Here is a 19,520-nt window from a genome sequence, read left to right as displayed (position 1 = left end):
ATGGAAGCGTTCGAGACGCACACCGGCATCGCGGCGCCCTTGCGCCGTTCCGCGGTGGACACCGACCAGATCATCCCGGCGGTGTATCTCAAGCGGGTCACGAAGACCGGCTTCGACGACGCACTGTTCGCCAACTGGCGCCAGGACCCGGACTTCGTCCTGAACCGGCCCGAGTTCGCCCGCGCCTCCGTCCTCGTCGCGGGGCCCGACTTCGGCACGGGGTCGAGCCGGGAGCACGCCGTGTGGGCGCTCCGCGATTACGGATTCCGGGTGGTCCTGAGTACGAAGTTCGCCGACATCTTCCGCGGGAACGCGGGCAAGCAGGGGCTCGTCACCGGAGTGGTGTCCGAGGCCGACCTCGAGGCCATCTGGGCGGCGATCGACGCGCGCCCGGGCGCGACCATGACGGTCGACCTCCGAGCCCGCACCGCCGTTGTCGACGGGGACGCGGCACGCGGCAGCGACCCTCTCCAGGTCTCGTTCGACATCGACGATTACACTAGGTGGCGGCTTCTCGAAGGCCTCGACGACATCGGGCTCACCCTGCGCAACGCAGACCGGATCGCGGACTTCGAGGCCCGGCGCGAGGCATGGCGGCCCCGCACGCTCCCGGTTCCGGCCGAGAGCACGTCGTAGGGCAGAGCGCGCCACAAGCGCGTCCTGCCGCCAGCCATCCTCGAGACACATAGTGAGGTCCCCTGCATGAAGTCACTCGTCGGCGATGCCGAGACCACCGCGGCTCCCCGCGAGACCGCCGGAGAAGTCCTGGCGATCCGCGGCGGACGTCCGCTGACCGGTCGGGTCGAGGTGAAGGGCGCGAAGAACCTCGCGACCAAGGCGATGGTGGCGGCGCTCCTCGGGGAGACCGCCAGTGTCCTGCGCGACGTGCCTGACATCAGCGACGTGCAGGTCGTGCGCTCGCTCCTCGAAGTGCACGGTGTCACCGTGCGCGACGGTGACGAGGTCGGCTCGCTCCGCCTCGACCCGAGCGGTGCGGTCTCGGCCCACTTCGAGGAGATCGATGCGCACGCCGGGGCATCCCGCATCCCGATCCTCTTCTGCGGACCCCTGCTGCATCTCCTCGGCGAGGCGCTCATCCCGGATCTCGGGGGCTGCCGCATCGGCGACCGTCCGATCAACTTCCATATGGACGCGCTCCGCGCCTTCGGCGCGGTCGTGGACAAAAGCTACGAGGGCATCCGGATCACGGCGCCCAACGGCCTCCACGGCGCGGACATCGAACTGCCCTATCCGAGTGTCGGGGCGACGGAGCAGGTGCTGCTGACCGCCGTTCGTGCCCGCGGAGTCACCGAACTGCGCAACGCCGCGATCGAGCCGGAGATCATGGATCTCATCGCCGTCCTGCAGAAGATGGGCGCGATCATCTCCTACGAGCCGAATCGCGTGATCCTCATCGAGGGCGTCGAGAAGCTCCGCGGATACGATCACCGCTGCATCTTCGATCGCAACGAGGCCGCGTCCTGGGCGTGCGCGGCCCTGGCCACCGACGGGGACATCTTCGTCGGAGGCGCGCGTCAGCAGGAGATGCTGACGTTCCTGAACGTCTTCCGCAAGGCGGGCGGATGGTTCGACGTGCACGAGGACGGCATCCGTTTCCGTCGCGACGAGGCCTTGAAGCCCGTGATGGTCGAAACCGACGTCCACCCCGGCTTCATGACCGACTGGCAGCAGCCGCTGATCGTCGCGCTCACCCAGGCCGAGGGCACCTCGGTCGTCCACGAGACCGTCTACGAGAACAGGCTCGGATTCACCGAGGCGCTCGTGCAGATGGGCGCCGACATCGTCGTGCACCCCCAGGGCCTCGCGAGCCCCGATCGCCGCGTCCCCCGTCGCGCGCTCGAGCAGGCCGCGGTCATCACGGGTCCCACGCCGCTGCACGGCGCGGACGTGGTCGTCCCCGACCTCCGCGGCGGGTACAGCTACCTCATCGCCGCACTCGCGGCCGAGGGGGAGTCCACGGTGCGCAACGTCGGCATCCTCCGCCGGGGGTACGAGAAGCTCCTCGACAAGCTGGACGCGCTCGGCGCCGACTACGACGTCATCGGCTGATGATGGCGAGGTCCACGCGTCCTGCATCGCCGGAGAAGTCGCGTCCGAGTGTCTTCTGGCCGCTCGCCGCGGTCGCCGTGCCCCTGATCAGTCTGCTGATGAAGGTCGAGATCGAGGGGGCCGAGAAGCTTCCTCGCGACGGCGCGTACGTCCTCGCCCCGAACCACTACTCCGAAGTCGACCCGCTCGCCGTCGCCCTCGCGGTGTGGCGCATGGGCCGCGCTCCGCGATTCATGGCGAAGGAGAGCCTGTTCCGCGTCCCCGTCCTCGGGTGGATCCTGCGGAGCACCGGGATGGTGCCCGTGGCGCGGTCGTCGTCCGCTTCGGCGGCGCGGCAGACGCTGGAGGCCGCTGAGACACTCGTGCGTCACGGACGCGGGGTGATCGTCTACCCCGAGGGCACCCTCACGCGCGAGCCGGACCTGTGGCCGATGCGCGGCAAGACCGGCGCCGCACGGCTGGCTCTCGCCGGCGGCATACCGGTGGTCCCGATGGCGCACTGGGGCGTGCAGCAGGTCATGCCCCGGTACGGGAAGTTTCGGATGTGGCCTCTGCGCCGACGTGTGCGTGTCGTGGTCGGCGATCCGATCGATCTCGCCGCCCGCGGTGCCACCCTGGCCCAGCCGGGCACGCTGATCGCCGCCACGGACGTGGTGATGGGGGAGATCTCCGCGCTTCTCTCGCAGCTCCGCGGCGAGACGGCTCCGCCCGCCCGATGGGATCCCAGCCAACATGGGCAGAAGGAGACCGGTCGCCTTGACCCGTAGACAGGATTCCTCCCGCCCCCGCGTCACCGTCATCGGCGCGGGCAGCTGGGGCACGACGTTCGGAAAGATCCTCGCCGACGGCGGCGCACACGTGACGATGTGGGCGCGGCGGCCGGAGCTCGCGGCGGAGATCCAAGAGGCCAAGCGCAACACGGAGTACCTGCCCGGGGTCAACCTGCCGCGGGGGATGTCCGCGACGCACCATCTCTCCGAGGCGCTCGAGGGCGCCGAGCAGGTGTACCTCTCGATCCCGAGTCAGGCCGTCCGCCAGAACCTGAAGGCCCTGCGCCCGCTCCTCCTGCGCACCGAAGCACCCGTCGTCTCGCTCATGAAGGGCGTCGAGAAGAGGACCGGGCTTCGGATGAGCCAGGTGATCGAGCAGGAGCTGCACTGCGATCCCGCGCGGATCGCCGTCGCCTCGGGTCCGAACCTCGCTCTCGAGATCGCCCGCGAGCAGCCCACCGCCGCCGTCATCTCCTCGACCGACCAGGACACGGCCGACGCCGTCGCCCGACGGTGCCGCAACCGGTACTTCCGGACGTTCGTGAACACCGACGTGATCGGGACCGAGTTCGGCGGGGTGTTGAAGAATCTCATCGCGGTCGCCATCGGAATCGTCGACGGCGTCGGTTACGGCGAGAACACCAAAGCATCGATCATCACGCGCGGACTGGTGGAGATGACGGATTTCGCGGTCGCCTACGGCGCCCAGCCCGGCACCCTCCAGGGCCTCGCGGGCCTCGGTGACCTCATCGCCACGTGCCAGTCGCCCCTCAGCCGCAACAACACGGCCGGGAGGTTGCTCGGACAGGGCTACTCCTTCCAGGACGTGGTGAAGCAGATGCAGCAGACCGCCGAAGGTCTCGCGTCGGTCGCCCCGATTCTCCAGCTCGCCCGCGAAGTGGGCGTGCAGATGCCGATCGTCGAGCAGGTGAAGATGGTGCTGGACGGGACGATGGACCCGCGGGACATCGCACCGCACTTGACGACCGATGACGACACCCCGCAGGGGGAGAGGACACAGCATGGACAGGCCGGCGGTGGTGGTGCTCTTCGGAGGTCGCTCCAGCGAGCATTCGATCAGTTCCGCCACGGCGGGCGGGGTGCTGCGGGCGATCGATCGTGACCGCTATCGGGTGATCCCCGTCGGGATCACCCGTGACGGGATCTTCGTCCTGGAGACCGATGATCCGGACCGCTTCGCGATGAGCGCGGCGCGCCTGCCCGAGGTGATCGACAACGGCACGCGCGTGCTCTGGCCCGAGGGCGGAGGCGACCAGGTGCTGCGCGTGCGTCGTGCCGACGGGTCGACGGTGGAGCTCGGACGCGTCGATGTCGTGTTGCCGATCCTCCACGGAGTCCACGGCGAGGACGGCACGGTCCAGGGGTTCCTCGACACGCTCCGTCTGCCGTACGCCGGCGGCGGCGTCCTGGACTCGGCGCTGTGCATGGACAAGCACTTCATGAAGATCGTGCTCGCGGCCGAGGGCGTTCCCGTCACGCCGTGGGTCACCGTCACACGTCGCCGGTGGGCTCTCGAGCCGGACGTCGTCCGAGCCGAGGCCGCGGACCTGGGTGACACGGTGTTCGTCAAGCCGGCACGCGCGGGGTCGAGCGTCGGCGTGTCGAAGGTCCACGAACCCGGCGAACTGGGTGCGGCGCTCGAGGTCGCCTTCGCCGAGGACGACAAGGTGCTGATCGAGACCGCGATCGTCGGCCGCGAGGTCGAGGTCGCCATCCTCGAAGGACGCGGCGGCGCAGCGCCGCGGGCTTCGCTGCCGGGCGAGATCGTCCTGACCACGCGGGAGTTCTACGACTTCGAGGGGAAGTACCTCGGCGGCGACGGCGCCGAGGTCGTCTGCCCCGCGGACCTGAGCGCAGCCGAGGTCGATGCGGTCCAGAGCCTCGGAGTCCGCGCGTTTGAGGCGGTCGACGGCCGGGGTCTGGCGCGGGTGGACTTCTTCGCCACACCCGACGGGAAGCTCGTGGTGAACGAGCTGAACACGATGCCGGGCTTCACGCCCATCTCGATGTTCCCGAAGTGCTGGATCGCCTCGGGATTGAGCTATGCGGAACTGATCTCCGAACTGGTCGACACCGCTCTCGAACGCGTGTCCTGATCAGCCCTCGACGTCGGAGGTGTCTCCGCGCTCGAGGCAGCGTGAGCCGTCGGTGGGAAGGACGGAGACGAGGGCGGACAGGCGGTCCAGCACCTCCGCGCTCGAGACGCGTTCATTGTCGAGGTAGAGCTCGGCCGCAGGCACCCGACCGAACGTCGTCACCCGGTAGCGCGGGGCGTCGGACTCGTCGATGACCCAGTCCACCCCCGCCACTGTTCGGCAGGGGAGCGTCGTCGGTCCGATGGGCTCGAGACCGCACGTGAAGAGGATCGACGCACTCAGCTCGCCCCACGCGGCCGTGGCCTGGGCGTCGGTCCACCGGCGTGGTTCGCCGTCCACCTGATCGGGCAGGCGCACCATCACGTCCGCGCACGCAGGATCGTTGGACTGCGGCGCCGCTTCCATCGCGATCGTGGGGGCGCACCCCGCCAACGCGGTGAGGGTCGCGACGAGGGCGGATGCCGTCAGCAGCCGGAAGAATGCACGCACACTCCCAGGCTAACCTGGAGCGGATGAGCGGATCCGATGCCCGTGTGGGCGACCTCGACGAGCGCACGGTCCTCGCCCACATCCTGGACAGGGTCGGCCCGTCGGACGCGCTGCTCGGTCCGGGCGACGACGCCGCCGTGCTCGCCGCGCCCGGCGGTCGGATCGTGGCGAGCGTCGACACCCTCGTCCACGGACCCGACTTCCGAACCGCCTGGACCGACGGATTCTCGCTCGGGTGGAAGGCGGCCGCCGTGAACCTCGCAGACATCGCGGCCATGGGTGCCCGTCCCACGTCCCTGCTGGTCGCCCTGGCGATGCCGCCCGAGACGACTCTGGGGGAGGTCGGCGCCATCGCCGACGGGCTCCGGGCGGCGTGCGCGGAGCTCGCGCCGGGCTGCGCGGTGGACGGCGGAGACCTGGCCGTCTCCGACACGCTGACCGTCGCGGTGACCGCCCTGGGTGTGCTCGAGGGCAACGATCCCGTCACGCGGTCGGGCGCTCGCGACGGAGATGTGCTCGCCGTGAGCGGCCGTCTCGGACCCGCTGCGCGCGGCCTGGCCCTGCTGTTCGAGCGCTTCCGCGACGGCGAAGGGCGACCCGTCCGTCCGCGTACCGCGGATCTCACGGCTGACGAGGCCGCTGATCTCGACGCCCAGCTCCGCCCGCGACCGCCGATCGCCGACGGACCGCGCGCGGCGGACGCGGGTGCCACGGCCATGATGGACGTCTCGGACGGTCTGCTGCTGGATGCCGCGCGGATGGCGCGCGCCTCGGCGGTGACGCTCGACATCGAATCCTCCGCACTCGGAGGAGACGTGTCGACGGCCCTCACCGGCGGTGAGGACCACGCGCTCCTCGCGACCTTTCCGGCCGGCGTCCGGCTCCCGGGATCGTTCGTGGCCATCGGCCGTGTCCGCGACGTCGCGGCTCCCGGGGTGCTCGTCGACGGCGAGGAGCCACACGGCCGCGGCGGTTGGGATCCCTACCAGGACTGGGATCGCGGGCGGGGCTGATCGTCGGCGTCGCCGACGGCGGCGTGCCAGACCGTGGTGTCTCCGTACCGCTTCTCCCGAAGGGGCGCGAGTGAATGCGGCCAGTGCGGCGGTTCCGATCGCGACGCCCGCTCGACGACGACGCGACCGCCGTCGGCGAGCAGACCGCCGACCCGATCGAGGCACGTTGCGAGGTCGGTCGCCGACAGATCGTACGGCGGATCGATGAACACCAGGTCCCACGCGCCGCGCGCCGTGGCCAGGTAGGCATCCACCGCGCGCCGGTGCACCTTGATCTCCGCGGCCGCGCCTACGGCCTTGCGGACCCGCGCCGCGTTCGCCGCGATGATCGTGGCCGCCTGCGGTGCCTTCTCGACGAGATCGACGCTCGCCGCACCGCGACTGATCGCCTCGAGCCCCAGCGCCCCGGACCCGGCGTACAGATCGAGCACCCGCGCCCCCGACACGAGGGCTGCGGCCTCGAGCGCGGAGAAGATCGACTCGCGCACGCGATCACTCGTCGGGCGCGTGCCGGACGCCGGCACATCCAGGCGGACGGAGCCGGCGCGTCCGGAGATGATGCGGGTCACACGTCCACGATAGCGATCGCTATGATCGCCCCGGGGGCGGAGTGAACGAACGCGGAGGTTCGATATGAACGGTCGTCTACGTCTGTCCCTGCTCGCCACCATGTGCGCCGGCGCCTTCCTCCTCGGGGGATGCGCCGCCGAGGGCGGCGGGACCACCCCGACGCCGGCCGCTCCCGCGTCCGCAACGCCCACGTCCGATCCCGAGCCGACCACGGAGCCCGATCCTCCGGCATCCTCCGCGGTCCTCCCGACCGACTGCGGGGCGCTCGTGAGCGAGGCGACCCGCGCGGAGACCGTCGGCGACATGACGCTGCAGAGCGACGGCGCCGACTTCGTCCGCCCCGCGCCGGACGGAGCCACACTCGCCCTCGGCTGCGATTGGATCGTCGACGAGGCCAGCGGCGTCCTCCTGCTGATCAGCACCGCGGATGACGCGGCGGTGACGGCGGGGCTGGACGCCCTGACTGCGGACGGGTGGGAGTGCCAGCCGGCGGAGGACTTCGGTGCGCAGTTCTGCCAGGTGGCCGGGGGCACCCCGGAGACGGAAGAGGTCATCGTCGCCCGGGAGGACGTGTGGATCTACCTGTCGTCCGTGAACAGGAACGCCCGCGCCTTCCTGTCGGAGATCGTCGCCGACATCTTCCCGGCGTGACCCGGGGAGGCGGTGGCCGAACCGGAATCTAGACTCGAGGCATGACGCCGCTCACGCTCGACTCGCGACTGAGCGCAGCGGTGGGCGAGAAGACGGCAAAGGCCCTGGACCGTGCCTTCGGCATGAAGACGGTCGCCGATCTCCTCCAGCACTATCCGCGCCGCTACGCCCGTCGAGGCGAGCTGACGCCCATCATGGCGCTGCCTGTGGGGGAGGCGGTGACGATCGTCGCCGAGGTCAGACGCGTCCGGGAGCGACGCATGCGCCAGCGCAGTGGCCTGATCCTCGAAGTCGTCATCAGTGACGGAATCGGCGAGATCACGCTCACCTTCTTCAACCAGGCCTGGCGGGCGAAGGACCTCGTTCCCGGACGGCGGGGAATCTTCGCCGGGAAGGTCGGGCAGTACCGCGACACCCTCCAACTGGCGCACCCCGACTACCAGCTCTTCGACGATGCGGCGACGGCCATTCAGACCGCCCAGGCCAATGCGAACCTGCCGATCCCGATCTATCCGGCGACGGCCTCGGTTTCCAGCTGGAAGGTCGCGACCGTCGTCGAGCTGGTGCTCGACGGCCTCGGGGACGTGTCCGAGCCACTGCCTCCGGACTTCCGGGAACGCATGCACCTCCTCGATGCCCGCACCGCCATCGAGCACATCCACCGTCCGCGGAGCTTCGAAGAGATCGATGCGGCGCGCCAGACGCTGCGTATGCACGAGGCGTTCATCCTGCAGTCCGCGCTCCTGCAGCAGCGCGCCTTCGTGCGTTCCTGGGGGGCGACCCCCCGCGAACCGGGTGCGCTGCGGGACGCGTTCGACTCCGCACTGCCGTTCGAGCTCACCCCCGACCAGGTCGACGTCGGCGCCGAGATCGAGGGCGACCTCCGCCGCGCGCACCCGATGAACCGACTCGTCCAGGGCGAAGTCGGATCGGGCAAGACCCTCGTCGCCCTCCGCGCCATGCTCCAGGTGGCGGACTCCGGCGGGCAGGCGGCGCTCATCGCGCCCACGGAGGTTCTGGCCGGTCAGCACCTGCGATCGATCACCCGGATGCTCGGGCCCACTCTCGCGCCCGAGCTCATGCCGACACTCTTGACCGGCCAGATGTCGGCGCCGGAGCGGCGGAAAGCGGCGCTCCGCGTCGCGTCCGGGCAGGCGCGCATCGTCGTCGGCACGCACGCGCTCCTCAGCGCCTCGACCACCTTCGCCGACCTCGGACTGGTCGTCGTGGACGAGCAGCACCGGTTCGGGGTCGCCCAGCGGGAAGCGCTCCGCGCGAAGGGTCAGGCTCCGCACACGCTGGTCCTCACTGCCACACCGATCCCACGCACCGTCGCGATGACGGTCTTCGGCGACCTCGACGTCTCCACCATCCGGACCATGCCGGAAGGACGCGCGGGAATCAGCACCCACGTCGCGCCCCTCGCCGAGCATCCGAGTTGGTTCGCGCGAGTCTGGGACCGGATCGTCGAGGAGGTCGCCGCCGGTCGTCAGGCCTTCGTCGTGTGCGCCGCGATCGATGCGGACGCGCTGTCGGGCGCCGATGCCGTGACCGACGAAGACGCCCCGGAGGCGACGGACGATCCGCCGGACACCGTCGGCGACACCGCGAACGGTGCGGAGGTCACCCCGCCCGTCAGGACGCGGTGGGGTGTCGCGCAGGTGATCGACCTGCTGTCGAGGCATCCGTCGTACGCGACGCTCCGGGTCGAACCGCTGCACGGCAAGATGCCGGCCGACGAGAAGGATGCCGTGATGCAGGCGTTCGCGCGCGGAGACATCGATGTTCTCGTGGCGACGACCGTGATCGAAGTCGGTGTCGACGTCCCCAACGCGTCGACGATGGTGATCCTCGAGGCGGATCGCTTCGGCGTGTCGCAGCTTCACCAGCTCCGCGGCCGGGTGGGGCGCGGCGGAGTGCCGGGTCTCTGTCTGCTCGTGACCGAGGCGAGGGTCGGCTCGTCATCCCGCTCGCGCGTCGAGGCCGTCGCGTCCACGCTCGACGGCTTCCACCTCGCGGAGGTGGACCTCGAACTCCGTGGCGAGGGCGACGTGCTCGGCGATCTGCAGTCGGGTGCGCGTTCCTCGCTCCGCCTGCTCCGCGTCGTCACGGACGCCGAGCTCATCCTCGTGGCCCGGCACGCTGCGGAGAAGGTCCTGACGGACGACCCCGCGCTCGTCCGGCATCCCGGACTCGCGGAGGCGGTCGAGCGCCGCATGAGCGCGGAGGAGCGCGCGGCACTCGGGCGATCCTGAGATCGACCACCGTTAGGCTGAGCCGCATGAACAGCCGGATCGCCGTCGTTCCCGGGTCCTTCGACCCGCCCACTCTCGGTCATCTCGACGTGATCCGTCGCGCGGCGGCCCTCTATGACCAGCTCCACGTGCTGGTGGTGCACAATCCGGAGAAGGAGGCGATGCTTCCCATCGCCCAGCGGTTGGCCCTCCTTGAGCAGGCCATCTCCGACGAGCAGATCGCCGGAGATGTGGTGGTCTCATCTTGGAGCGTCGGGCTTCTGGTGGACTATGCCACCGATGTCGGCGCCGGCGTTCTGGTGAAGGGGATCCGCTCGCAGGTGGACGTCGCCTACGAGACGCCGATGGCCATCGTCAATCGCCATCTCGCACACGTCGAAACCGTCTTCCTGCTTCCGGACCCCGCCCATGCGCTGGTGTCGAGTTCCCTCGTGCGTCAGGTCGCCGCTCTCGGCGGTGACGTCTCGCCGTTCGTCCCGGAAGCCGTGGCGCGCTTTCTGGACCGGGGCGGCGACGCGCGTGCGGCCGATCCACAGACCGACGCCGATAGCATGGACGATCGTGGCTAAGAAGCATGTGAACGGTCCGCTCGTGGTCCCGGTGCGCGACATCATGTATCGCCCCGGCGAGATGCGGGAACATGACCTCTCCCTTCCGGTACCGGAGAAGTGGGGCGAGGGCCTGGTCTCCGTCGCCCAAGGGGAGGAACTCTTCGTGCGTCTCCGTCTGGAGTCGGTCCACGAGGGGATTCTGGCCACCGCGGAGCTTGACACGCGGTACTCCGGAGTGTGTGGTCGATGCCTCACCGACATCGCCGAGCCCGCCGAAGTCGAGATCCAGGAGCTTTTCGCGTATTCTGGGTCGGAAGAAACTGACTTCGAGGTTCAAGACGACCACGTGGATCTTGAAACTCCGGTCAGGGACGCGATCGTCCTGTCGCTTCCGTTTCAGCCGGTGTGTCAGCCGGATTGCCCCGGCCTTGATCCGGCCACGGGCGAGAGGCTGGCCGTGAGCACCGGCTCATCGCAGGGTGAGCCCATCGATTCGCGCTGGGCCGCGCTGCAGGACTACACCCCAGACCACGACACCGACGCCCGACCGTGAGGTCACGGCGCCCCCGACAGAAGAGAGTCAGCCATGGCAGGTAACCCCCCGAAGCGGAAAGTCTCCCGTTCGAACACCCGCTCGCGCCGCGCGCAGTGGAAGGCCGAGGCCCCCACGCTGGTGAAGACGATCGAAAACGGCAAGGTCGTCTACAGCCGTCCCCACCAGGCGAAGGTCGTCACCGACTCGCAGGGCACGGAGCTGTTCCTGGAGTACAAGGGCCGGAAGGTCGCCGACGTCTGATCACGCCCGCACGGAGGTCCCCTCCGTCGCGGCCATGAACAGTCTCACCGACAAGCTCGGGGTCGATATCGACCCCGAGCTTCTGTCGCTCGCTCTCACGCATCGCTCCTGGGCGTATGAGAACGGGCAGGGCCCGCACAACGAGCGTCTCGAGTTCCTCGGCGACGCCGTCCTCGGTCAAGCCGTCACGGTCCTGCTGTACACCCGGCATCCCGAGCTCGAGGAGGGTGCGCTCGCCAAGAGGCGCGCCGCGGTCGTGTCCACCCTCGCGCTGGCGGAGGTGGCCCGGAGCATCGGCTTGGGCGCTCATGTGAAGCTGGGGCGGGGCGAGAACCAGACCGGCGGCCGCGACAAGGACTCGATCCTTGCGGACACGACGGAGGCGATCATCGGCGCGACGTACCTGTCCGTCGGACCGGACGCCGCCACCGCGCTCGTCCTCCGCCTGCTGGAGCCCCTCTTGGCCGACCCCGAGCGCTACGGCGCCGCCGTGGATCCGAAGACAGCCCTGCAGGAGGCGGCGGCACGCCTGGGCTCCGTCGCGCCGGTGTACACCGTGACCGCCGAAGGCCCCGATCATGATCGCACCTTCACCGCGGTCGTGGACGTCGCCGGCATTCGCTCGGAGGGGATCGGCCGCAGCAAGAAGCACGCCGAGATGGCGGCCGCGCTGACGGCGTGGAGGGAGCTGTCCGGTCGTGCCTGAGCTTCCCGAAGTGGAAGTCGTGCGCTCGGGGCTCGCGCCCGCTCTGGTGAATGCGACGGTGTCCGCGGTCACGGTGCACGACGCGCGCGCACTCACGCGGCATCCGGGATCCGTCGAAGACTTCGAGCACGCTCTTCGGGGAGCGCGTGTCGTCGCCGTGTGCCGACGCGGAAAGTTCCTGTGGATGCCGTTCACTCCCACGGACGGCTCCGACACCGCCCGTGCGGTCGTGGCGCACCTCGGGATGAGCGGCCAGATGCTGCTTCGTGCGTCCGGTGCGCCCGTCGAGCGCCATGAGCGGATTCGTCTCGACATCGACCACCCCGACCACGGCGCTCTCGCCGTGGTCTTCGCGGACCAGCGCACGTTCGGATCACTCGCGCTCGATCCACTCCTGCCGACGACGGATGCCGCGCCCGGAGGTTTCGGCGCTGATGACGCCACCGTTCCCGCGCAGGTCGCGCACATCGCCCGCGATCCTCTCGATCCGGCGCTCGACGAGACACGCCTCCGAACCCTGTGGGCCCGCAAGCGCTCGGCGATCAAACGGGTGCTGCTCGATCAGACCGTCATCAGCGGTGTCGGGAACATCTACGCCGATGAGGCGCTCTGGGGGGCTCGCATCCATCCGGAGACCCCCGCCGACGCACTGTCGGCGCGCCACGCGACCCGGCTCCTCGCCGAGGTCCGATCTGTACTCGACAAGGCTCTCGCGGAGGGGGGAACGAGTTTCGATGCGCAGTACGTCAACGTCAACGGGCAGGCCGGCTACTTCGCCCATTCGCTGCACGCCTACGGCCGCGGCGGCGCGCCCTGTCACCGCTGCGGCCGGCCCATCACGAGGGTGTCGTTCATGAGCCGCTCGAGCCACTTCTGTCCGCGCTGTCAGCGGATGCCTCGCACCCGCTGACAGCGCGGGCGATCACGCGCTTCGCGGCAGCACCTTCTTCCAGGCGCCGCCGTACGCGATCGGAACGAAGCCCATCGCCTCGTTGATGTCGAGCATGGGGCGGTTCTCCTCGGCGTTGTAGGTCAGGACGCGCGGCGACATCGGAGCGTGCTCACGCCAGGCGAGCAGACCCGCGCATTTGACGAGGAGGCCCAGTCGGTGTCCCCGGTGCTCGCGCAGGACGAGGGTGTCCTCCTGGTGCGTCGCCTCCGCGCGGTTCCGGCCGATCACGAGCTCGTTGAACGCGCACAGCTTTCCCGTCGCGCGGTGCTGTGCGGCCGTCACAAGCATGTGCTGGCCTCCGCGCAGATAGCGCCCGTCGTGCTCGGCGATGCGTGCGGCGTCCCAGCGTTCCTCGTCCATCTCGAGATCGGCGGAGGGGGCGTCGGTTGACATCCGGGATTTCATCCAGGCGTACTGCTCGGCGAACGCGGGGGGAGTGGGGAGCGTCCACTGGACGACGCGATACCCCTCGGCGGCGCGCTCGGCTTCCGCGAGCAGTTGCCGGATGCGCGTCAGATCTCCGTCGAGCGCGAGGGCGCTGTTGCGTTCGACCTGTTCGAGCCGGTATCCGTGGGCGAGGTAGAAGCGGGCGGCATGATCGAGCGGAACGCGGCCGAACCCGGTCGGTGCGTCCAGCTGCTCCCCGGTCGCCGCGGGATGCGCGGCCCACGACTGCAGGATGTGTCGCCCGTGGGTGGCGGCTTCGCGCTCGATCATCGTCAGCGACGCGGAGCCGATACCCTGGCCCCACGCTTCTCGGAGCAGCTCGATGAGCCACATGGCGGAGTTCGAGCCCTCCTCGAGCGGGAGGTCGAGCCCGACGCGACCGACGATGCTGCCGTTCCATGCCGCTGTCCAGACGCGTCGGAGCTCGAACGCGCTCGGTGCGTAGTGCGGCAGGAGCTCTTCCGAGGTCATCGACTCGTCGTCGTGACCGTTGATCTCACGGTAGACGCGATTGCGGACGTCGACCATCGCACGGAAGTCGCGGGCCTCGGGGGCAGTGGTGTCGTCGGGGATGAGGAGCTCCCGCAGCACGAGGCCGGCGGGTGGGGCGGTGTTCATGGTTCTTCTTCCGGTGAGGAGTGGCGGACGGGTCACAGGCGCGGCAGGAGCAGGAGCAGACGCAGCGCCCGCTGCTCGCGATGCGAGCGGAGGTCATCGGACAGATGCGGGCGCGCGTGATCGCGGCGCTCGTCGAGCGTGGGATTCATGGCGGAACTTTCCGTCGGAGATGAGGGTGCGGTGTGCCGGGCACGCGGAGAAGGTGCCGGGAAGGGATGCAGGGGATGGCGCGTGCGCGCGATTTCCCCCGGTGTGCTACCGGGGAGAGGGCAGGGCCGAGATCAGGCGGATGCCGTCGGGCGACGACGAAGGGTCGTCGTGGCGGCGATGCCCGTGCGGATGATGATCATCATGACGACCTCCTTTCGTGTGCCGGTGCGATGAGGAACGCTAGCGCACAAATGTACAGGTTCGCAAGACACCCGGGCGTGTCGCCATCGCCGGCCGGCGACGGCGCGGCCCGTCGCCGCGGTACTCGCGACACCATCGACTACCGTGGGCGTGTGATCCGGCGCGTCGACCCGAGGGCCCTCCCATGCACCTGAAGAGCCTGACGCTCAAGGGCTTCAAGTCCTTCGCGCAGCCGACGACGTTCGCGCTCGAGCCCGGTGTCACCTGCATCGTCGGCCCGAACGGCTCAGGGAAATCCAATGTCGTGGACGCTCTGGCCTGGGTGATGGGGGAGCAGGGCGCGAAGACCCTCCGCGGCGGGAAGATGGAGGACGTCATCTTCGCCGGGACCTCCACGCGGGGCCCGCTCGGCCGCGCAGAGGTCCAGCTCACCATCGACAACGGCGACGGGGCCCTTCCGATCGAGTACTCCGAGGTCACCATCAGCCGGACGCTGTTCCGCAACGGGAGCAGCGAGTACGCGATCAACGGACAGAGCTGCCGACTTCTCGACGTGCAGGAGCTCCTGAGCGATTCCGGCTTGGGCAGGGAGATGCACGTCATCGTCGGTCAGGGGCGCCTGGACAGCGTGCTGCAGGCCACCCCCGAGGATCGCCGTGGCTTCATCGAGGAGGCGGCCGGCATCCTCAAGCACCGGCGCCGCAAAGAGAAGACCCTGCGGAAGCTCGAAGCGATGGAGGCGAACCTCACGCGGGTGAACGACCTCGCCGGTGAGCTCCGGCGGCAGCTGAAGCCGCTCGGTCGCCAGGCCGACGTCGCCCGTGAAGCCGCCGGGATCGCGGCCGAGGTGCGCGATGCCAAGGCGCGACTCATGGCAGACGACCTCCTTCGGGTCCGGACCGTCCTCGCCGACGCGGCGCGCGGTGAGCAGGAGACGCATGCGGAACGCGCGGGCCTGCAGGCTCGGCTGGACGACATCCGCGGGCGGATCGAGCGGCTGGAGTCGGATCAGCGTGCCGAGGCCGTCGACGAAGCCCGACGGGTCGCGTCGGGGCTCGAGCGTGTGCAGGAACGGACGCGAGGCCTCTACGCGCTGGTGGGGCAGAGGCTGACGCTCCTCGGCTCCGCGGAAGACGACGAACGCGTCGATGTCGCCACGGTCTCCCCGCAGATGATCGACGCCGCGCGCGCGGAGATCGCAGAGGTCACCGACGGGCTTCAAGGAGCGCAGGATGCCGCCGTGGCCGCCGCGCGGGATGTCACCCGCGCCCGAGCCGAACTGGACGCGCTCGACACCGACATCGCCGCCCAGAGCGCGCTGGTCTCGTCGCATGACATGCGTCTCACGGCGCTGAGGGGAACCGCGGAGGCGGCGGATTCGGCCCTGGCGGCCGTGCGTGCCGCGGTCGAACGCCAGCAGCGAGCCCTCGATGCCGCTCACGCCCGCCGGAAGGAGGCCGAAGAGGCCTTGGCGGACCTGGGCCCCGCACCTGATCCGCAGGCGGACGCGGCCGATGCCCAGTCCGCCTACGAGCGAGCGCAACGCGATGCGGCGTCGGCGGAGGCGCAGGTCACCGACCTGCGCGAGCGGCTCCATGCCGCCGAGCGCGAGCGCGATGCCCTGATGGCGCAGGTCACCGCGCTCGGTCGGGCGCTCGAAGGCAGGAGTGCCGCCGCCGGGCTGCTCGACGGAGATCGTGCCGGAGTCCGCGGTCTCGTGAGCGACGCGGTGCAGGTCGAGGCCGGATGGGAGGCGGCGATCGCCGCCGCGCTCGGCTCCTACGCTGAGGGCGTGGTGGCGGACGCGGACCGGGCCTTCGCACTCGCCGACGCCGCTCGAGAGGAGGATCTCGGACGGGTCGACATCGTCTTCGCGGACGCCGTCGCGCACGACCGTCCCGCACCGCCGGACGGTCTGCGCTCGGCGATCGAGGTGGTGGATGGTCCCGCCGGTGTTCGCGCGCTGCTCGCGTCGGTGTTCCTCGCCGAGGACCTCGATCACGCCCGCGCGTCGGCGACAGCTCTTGCGACCGCGGACGGCCGGATTGTGACGCGATCCGGTGAGGTGCTCACCCCCTTCTCCCTCCGATCCGGCGCCGGTGGTTCCCGTTCGCGCCTGGAGCTGACAGCGGAGCGCGACGCCGCGGCCATCCGCCGAGACGAGATCGTGGTCGTCGCCGACGCTCTGCGCGAAGCCCTCCGCGAGGCGCAGGATGCGCTCCGCACCGCGAAGTCGCGCGCGAACGCCGCGTTGGCGGCGCTTCGCGAGCACGACGCGGCAGCGGCGGCGCGCGCCGAGAAGTCGAACCGGGCGACCGTACGCCACGAGGCCGCCGTCGCGGAGTGCGATCGCCTGGCGGCCGGTCTCTCACAGGCGTCGGCCGCGGTCGCCGAGGCCGAAGATGCCGCCCGCGTGGCTCATGAACAGTTCGCGACCGCCCAGGAGGCGCCGCGTCCGATGCTCGATGCCTCGTCCCGGGACGAGGTACTCGGCTCGCTCGAGACCGCGCGGGACGTCGAGATGCGCGCCCGCCTGGAGGTGGAGACCCTTCGCGAACGCATCCGCGCCGCCGAGGCCCGGGTGGCGGGACTCGAGCGCCAGCGAGAGCGCGAGCGCGCCGCCTCCGAGGAGAGTGCCCGGCGCGCGGTCATCCGACGCGCGCAACGGGAGAAGGCCTCCGCGGTCGCCGAGCGGTTGCCTCCCCTGATCGACGCGATCGACCGCTCCCTCGCCGACGCCCGTGCCGCGCTTCTCGCCGCCCAGGCCGAGCGTGCCGCCGTGACGGAGGAGCTGGCCGCCCTGCGCAGGAACGAGACCGAGGTCCGCGAGCGCCTGTCGCGGTTGACAGAGAACGTCCACGCGTTGGAGCTGCGGATCCACGAGAATCGCCTCCACGCGACGGCGCTCCGGGAGCGGGCCGCCTCCGAGCTCGGCCTGGAGGAGGATATTCTCCTGAAGGAATACGGCCCGGGATCCGGGGGTGCGGACGCGACCGAGGGGTCGTCGTCCTTCGATCGTGCGGCTGAGCAGAAGCGCCTTCAGGCCGCTGAGCGCAAGCTCGCTCAGCTGGGGCGGGTGAATCCGCTCGCTCTCGAGGAGTTCGCCGCCCTCGAGCAGCGACATGCCTTCCTCACCGAGCAGCTCGCCGACCTGACCCAGACCCGCAAGGATCTGCTCACCATCATCGAGGAGCTCGATGAGCGGATGCAGGTGATCTTCCTCGCGGCGTTCGAAGACACCCGCGTGGCGTTCGGCGAAGTCTTCCCGATCCTGTTCCCCGGGGGAACGGGCTCCATCGCGCTCACCGATCCGGACTCCCCGCTGACAACGGGCATCGAGGTCTCCGTCCGGCCGGTCGGGAAGAAGATCGAGCGCCTCTCCCTGCTCTCCGGCGGTGAGCGTTCCCTCGCGGCCGTGGCGCTGCTCACCGCGATCTTCAAGGCGCGTCCGAGCCCCTTCTACATCCTCGACGAGGTCGAGGCGGCGCTCGATGACGCGAACCTCGGACGCCTGCTCGGCGTGTTCGAGCAGCTCCGGTCCTCGAGTCAGCTGATCGTGATCACCCACCAGAAGCGGACGATGGAGATCGCCGACGCGCTCTACGGGGTCTCGATGCGACAGGACGGCGTCTCGGCCGTCGTCGGCCAGCGTGTTCGCGAGTCCGCGCCGGCCTGATCGGCGCGCGTCCGCGAAACCGTAGGCTGGAGACATGGCTGAAAGCTCCTGGTCCCTCGGGCGGGCCCTCCGCGGCATGTTCGTCAAGCCCACGATCGACGAGACGACGTGGGACGACCTCGAGACGGCGTTGCTGACGGCGGATTTCGGTCCCGACATCACCGAGCGCATCGTCGACGAGCTGCGGCAGAAGGTCGAGCGCTACCGGACGACGGATCCCCGGGATCTGCAGCGGATGCTGAAGGAGACCCTGGAGGAGCATTTCGCGCGCTTCGACACGACCCTGAAACTCACGGAGCGACCAGCGGTCGTCCTGGTGGTCGGCGTGAACGGCGTCGGGAAGACGACGACGATCGGGAAGTTCGCCAAGTTCCTCCAGCGATACGGCCGGTCGGTCGTCGTGGGGGCGGCGGACACGTTCCGGGCCGCGGCGGTCGATCAGCTCGCGACCTGGGCCGAGCGCGGGGGAGCGGCGATCGTCCGGCCCGAGCGCGAGGGCCAGGATCCGGCGTCCGTGGCCTTCCAGACCATCGAATACGCCCAGAGCACCGGGACGGAGATCGTCCTGGTGGACACCGCCGGGCGCCTCCACACCAAGGGCGGACTGATGGACGAGCTGACCAAGATCCGCCGTGTCATCGAGAAGCGCGCCCCGATCAGCGAGGTGCTGCTGGTGCTCGACGCCACCACAGGCCAGAACGGCGTTCTCCAGGCGCAGGCGTTCCTCGAACACGCGGGGGTCACCGGTCTGGTCCTCACCAAGCTCGACGGATCCGCCAAGGGGGGATTCGTTCTCGCCGTCCAGGAGAAGACCGGCATCCCGGTCAAACTGCTGGGCCAGGGTGAGGGCATCGCAGATCTCACGGGTTTCACCCCGCACGTCTTCGCCGCCGCCCTCGTGGATTGACCCCGCGACACGCCTGCGCGATCTACCGCCGCGGGGTCCGCGCTGGTTTCATGGGGGGATGGCGATCGAACACGACTACTTCGGCCTGCTCGAGTCCGGGCCCGACGGTTCGATCTTCTGGTCGGAGCACGTCGAGCTCGGCGATCAGTCGGTGACGGTCGATCTCACCGCGCCCGATCAGGACGACGTCTCGGTCGACGCTCTGGATGTGGCCGCGGCGCTCATCTCCGCCCTCGAAGACCTCGACATGGCCGCGCGCAACGCGATGGTCAACGAACTCAGCGACCGCACGAGCGAAGTCACGGAGTACATCCTGCAGCAGCAGGAGGCCCTCTCCGATGGACTCGACGACCTGCTCGTGGACATCTCGGGTGACGTCCAGATCGACGTGATCCGGTCCCTGCAGCTGATGAGCATGACCATCTTGGCCGACGAGCACGGAGGCACCGACCCGTTCGCGGTGCTCGAGTACGCCCTCGACCCGGATGCGACCGACGACGTTCTCCTGGTGAACATCGGCACCGACGGCGCCGTGCTTTCGGTCACCAGCGCCGAATAGCGCCTCTGCACCCCCGATCCGA

19 protein-coding genes are annotated in these 19,520 nt (G+C 69.9%); 16 read left to right on the top strand and 3 right to left on the bottom strand.

What is annotated here, in order from left to right:
- The 5 genes from leuD (at position 1) to KZC50_RS12215 (ending at position 4,957) form a co-directional block, all read left to right on the top strand.
- On the top strand, positions 1 to 636 hold the full coding sequence (gene leuD, locus KZC50_RS12235) for a 3-isopropylmalate dehydratase small subunit (protein WP_053548353.1): 636 nt from the start codon (positions 1 to 3) through the stop codon (positions 634 to 636).
- Between the two features lie 66 nt (positions 637 to 702).
- A complete protein-coding gene (gene murA, locus KZC50_RS12230; protein WP_053548352.1) occupies positions 703 to 2,070 on the top strand; it encodes a UDP-N-acetylglucosamine 1-carboxyvinyltransferase in 1,368 nt (455 codons plus the stop codon).
- The gene (locus KZC50_RS12225; RefSeq protein ID WP_310891847.1) at positions 2,070 to 2,837 is read left to right on the top strand and encodes a lysophospholipid acyltransferase family protein; all 768 of its coding nucleotides are present in this window, start codon (positions 2,070 to 2,072) and stop codon (positions 2,835 to 2,837) included. Before murA ends, KZC50_RS12225 begins: the two co-directional genes overlap by 1 nt.
- The gene (locus tag KZC50_RS12220; protein ID WP_343823830.1) at positions 2,803 to 3,963 is read left to right on the top strand and encodes an NAD(P)H-dependent glycerol-3-phosphate dehydrogenase; all 1,161 of its coding nucleotides are present in this window, start codon (positions 2,803 to 2,805) and stop codon (positions 3,961 to 3,963) included. Before KZC50_RS12225 ends, KZC50_RS12220 begins: the two co-directional genes overlap by 35 nt.
- On the top strand, positions 3,863 to 4,957 hold the full coding sequence (locus KZC50_RS12215) for a D-alanine--D-alanine ligase family protein (RefSeq protein WP_310891845.1): 1,095 nt from the start codon (positions 3,863 to 3,865) through the stop codon (positions 4,955 to 4,957). Before KZC50_RS12220 ends, KZC50_RS12215 begins: the two co-directional genes overlap by 101 nt.
- Here the strand turns inward: KZC50_RS12215 and KZC50_RS12210 are convergent, their stop codons facing one another.
- Positions 4,958 to 5,446: a DUF3515 family protein gene (locus tag KZC50_RS12210; protein ID WP_310891844.1), complete on the bottom strand. Its 489-nt coding sequence runs from the start codon at positions 5,444 to 5,446 to the stop codon at positions 4,958 to 4,960.
- Positions 5,447 to 5,469: 23 nt separating this feature from the next.
- On the opposite strand from KZC50_RS12210, the gene thiL reads away from it, so the two are divergent.
- Positions 5,470 to 6,459: a thiamine-phosphate kinase gene (thiL, locus tag KZC50_RS12205; RefSeq protein ID WP_310891843.1), complete on the top strand. Its 990-nt coding sequence runs from the start codon at positions 5,470 to 5,472 to the stop codon at positions 6,457 to 6,459.
- On the opposite strand, the gene rsmD is transcribed toward thiL, so the two are convergent.
- Positions 6,429 to 7,028 (bottom strand): 16S rRNA (guanine(966)-N(2))-methyltransferase RsmD, encoded by a 600-nt coding sequence (gene rsmD / locus KZC50_RS12200; protein ID WP_310891842.1) that lies wholly within the window; start codon positions 7,026 to 7,028, stop codon positions 6,429 to 6,431. The two genes, thiL and rsmD, sit on opposite strands and share 31 nt — an antisense overlap.
- Before the next feature lie 64 nt (positions 7,029 to 7,092).
- Between rsmD and KZC50_RS12195 the strand changes: the two genes are divergently transcribed.
- From KZC50_RS12195 to mutM, 7 genes are read left to right on the top strand one after another with little or no spacing between them, the layout of a single operon-like run.
- Entirely contained in the window at positions 7,093 to 7,680 is a 588-nt protein-coding gene (locus tag KZC50_RS12195; protein ID WP_310891841.1) for a DUF3558 domain-containing protein, read from the top strand.
- Positions 7,681 to 7,721: 41 nt separating this feature from the next.
- Entirely contained in the window at positions 7,722 to 9,935 is a 2,214-nt protein-coding gene (locus KZC50_RS12190) for an ATP-dependent DNA helicase RecG (protein ID WP_310891840.1), read from the top strand.
- Positions 9,936 to 9,961: 26 nt separating this feature from the next.
- Positions 9,962 to 10,504 carry a pantetheine-phosphate adenylyltransferase gene (coaD, locus tag KZC50_RS12185; RefSeq protein WP_310891839.1) on the top strand — a complete coding sequence of 181 codons (543 nt, stop codon included), beginning with the start codon at positions 9,962 to 9,964 and terminating at the stop codon, positions 10,502 to 10,504.
- A 7-nt stretch (positions 10,505 to 10,511) separates the two neighbouring features.
- Positions 10,512 to 11,039, top strand: coding sequence for a YceD family protein (locus tag KZC50_RS12180; RefSeq protein WP_310891923.1), 528 nt, complete (start codon positions 10,512 to 10,514; stop codon positions 11,037 to 11,039).
- 33 nt (positions 11,040 to 11,072) lie between these two features.
- On the top strand, positions 11,073 to 11,282 hold the full coding sequence (gene rpmF / locus KZC50_RS12175; RefSeq protein ID WP_019179169.1) for a 50S ribosomal protein L32: 210 nt from the start codon (positions 11,073 to 11,075) through the stop codon (positions 11,280 to 11,282).
- A gap of 34 nt (positions 11,283 to 11,316) precedes the next feature.
- Positions 11,317 to 11,988: a ribonuclease III gene (gene rnc / locus KZC50_RS12170; RefSeq protein ID WP_310891838.1), complete on the top strand. Its 672-nt coding sequence runs from the start codon at positions 11,317 to 11,319 to the stop codon at positions 11,986 to 11,988.
- Complete coding sequence (gene mutM / locus KZC50_RS12165) at positions 11,981 to 12,898, top strand: bifunctional DNA-formamidopyrimidine glycosylase/DNA-(apurinic or apyrimidinic site) lyase (RefSeq protein ID WP_310891837.1); 918 nt, start codon at positions 11,981 to 11,983, stop codon at positions 12,896 to 12,898. The genes rnc and mutM overlap by 8 nt, the downstream gene beginning before the upstream one ends.
- A gap of 12 nt (positions 12,899 to 12,910) precedes the next feature.
- Here mutM and KZC50_RS12160 read toward each other — a convergent pair whose 3' ends face one another.
- Positions 12,911 to 14,005 carry a GNAT family N-acetyltransferase gene (locus tag KZC50_RS12160; protein WP_310891836.1) on the bottom strand — a complete coding sequence of 365 codons (1,095 nt, stop codon included), beginning with the start codon at positions 14,003 to 14,005 and terminating at the stop codon, positions 12,911 to 12,913.
- 535 nt (positions 14,006 to 14,540) lie between these two features.
- Here KZC50_RS12160 and smc point away from each other — a divergent pair.
- Genes smc through KZC50_RS12145 form a run of 3 tightly spaced genes read left to right on the top strand, consistent with a single transcriptional unit; the run spans position 14,541 to position 19,498 of the window.
- Entirely contained in the window at positions 14,541 to 18,032 is a 3,492-nt protein-coding gene (smc, locus tag KZC50_RS12155; RefSeq protein ID WP_310891835.1) for a chromosome segregation protein SMC, read from the top strand.
- 34 nt (positions 18,033 to 18,066) lie between these two features.
- Positions 18,067 to 18,939 (top strand): signal recognition particle-docking protein FtsY, encoded by an 873-nt coding sequence (gene ftsY, locus KZC50_RS12150; RefSeq protein ID WP_310891834.1) that lies wholly within the window; start codon positions 18,067 to 18,069, stop codon positions 18,937 to 18,939.
- A 58-nt stretch (positions 18,940 to 18,997) separates the two neighbouring features.
- Positions 18,998 to 19,498, top strand: a complete 501-nt coding sequence (locus tag KZC50_RS12145; RefSeq protein WP_310891833.1) for a DUF2004 domain-containing protein — start codon at positions 18,998 to 19,000, stop codon at positions 19,496 to 19,498.
- Positions 19,499 to 19,520: the final 22 nt, after the last annotated feature.

Origin of the sequence: Microbacterium aurantiacum (assembly GCF_031625015.1) — a bacterium.
In the GTDB taxonomy this organism is placed as follows: Bacteria; Actinomycetota; Actinomycetes; order Actinomycetales; family Microbacteriaceae; genus Microbacterium; species Microbacterium aurantiacum.
This window is presented reverse-complemented; position numbering and strand designations above follow the sequence as displayed.

Excerpts from the sequence above, each read along its gene's own strand:
- KZC50_RS12160 (WP_310891836.1), bottom strand. The coding sequence starts at position 14,005 with ATGAACACCGCCCCACCCGCCGGCCTCGTGCTGCGGGAGCTCCTCATC.
- ftsY (WP_310891834.1), top strand. The coding sequence starts at position 18,067 with ATGGCTGAAAGCTCCTGGTCCCTCGGGCGGGCCCTCCGCGGCATGTTC.
- rpmF (WP_019179169.1), top strand. The coding sequence starts at position 11,073 with ATGGCAGGTAACCCCCCGAAGCGGAAAGTCTCCCGTTCGAACACCCGC.
- thiL (WP_310891843.1), top strand. The coding sequence starts at position 5,470 with ATGAGCGGATCCGATGCCCGTGTGGGCGACCTCGACGAGCGCACGGTC.
- KZC50_RS12225 (WP_310891847.1), top strand. The coding sequence starts at position 2,070 with ATGATGGCGAGGTCCACGCGTCCTGCATCGCCGGAGAAGTCGCGTCCG.
- KZC50_RS12145 (WP_310891833.1), top strand. The coding sequence starts at position 18,998 with ATGGCGATCGAACACGACTACTTCGGCCTGCTCGAGTCCGGGCCCGAC.
- smc (WP_310891835.1), top strand. The coding sequence starts at position 14,541 with ATGCACCTGAAGAGCCTGACGCTCAAGGGCTTCAAGTCCTTCGCGCAG.
- murA (WP_053548352.1), top strand. The coding sequence starts at position 703 with ATGAAGTCACTCGTCGGCGATGCCGAGACCACCGCGGCTCCCCGCGAG.
- KZC50_RS12215 (WP_310891845.1), top strand. The coding sequence starts at position 3,863 with ATGGACAGGCCGGCGGTGGTGGTGCTCTTCGGAGGTCGCTCCAGCGAG.
- leuD (WP_053548353.1), top strand. The coding sequence starts at position 1 with ATGGAAGCGTTCGAGACGCACACCGGCATCGCGGCGCCCTTGCGCCGT.
- KZC50_RS12220 (WP_343823830.1), top strand. The coding sequence starts at position 2,803 with ATGGGCAGAAGGAGACCGGTCGCCTTGACCCGTAGACAGGATTCCTCC.
- KZC50_RS12195 (WP_310891841.1), top strand. The coding sequence starts at position 7,093 with ATGAACGGTCGTCTACGTCTGTCCCTGCTCGCCACCATGTGCGCCGGC.
- KZC50_RS12190 (WP_310891840.1), top strand. The coding sequence starts at position 7,722 with ATGACGCCGCTCACGCTCGACTCGCGACTGAGCGCAGCGGTGGGCGAG.
- coaD (WP_310891839.1), top strand. The coding sequence starts at position 9,962 with ATGAACAGCCGGATCGCCGTCGTTCCCGGGTCCTTCGACCCGCCCACT.
- rnc (WP_310891838.1), top strand. The coding sequence starts at position 11,317 with ATGAACAGTCTCACCGACAAGCTCGGGGTCGATATCGACCCCGAGCTT.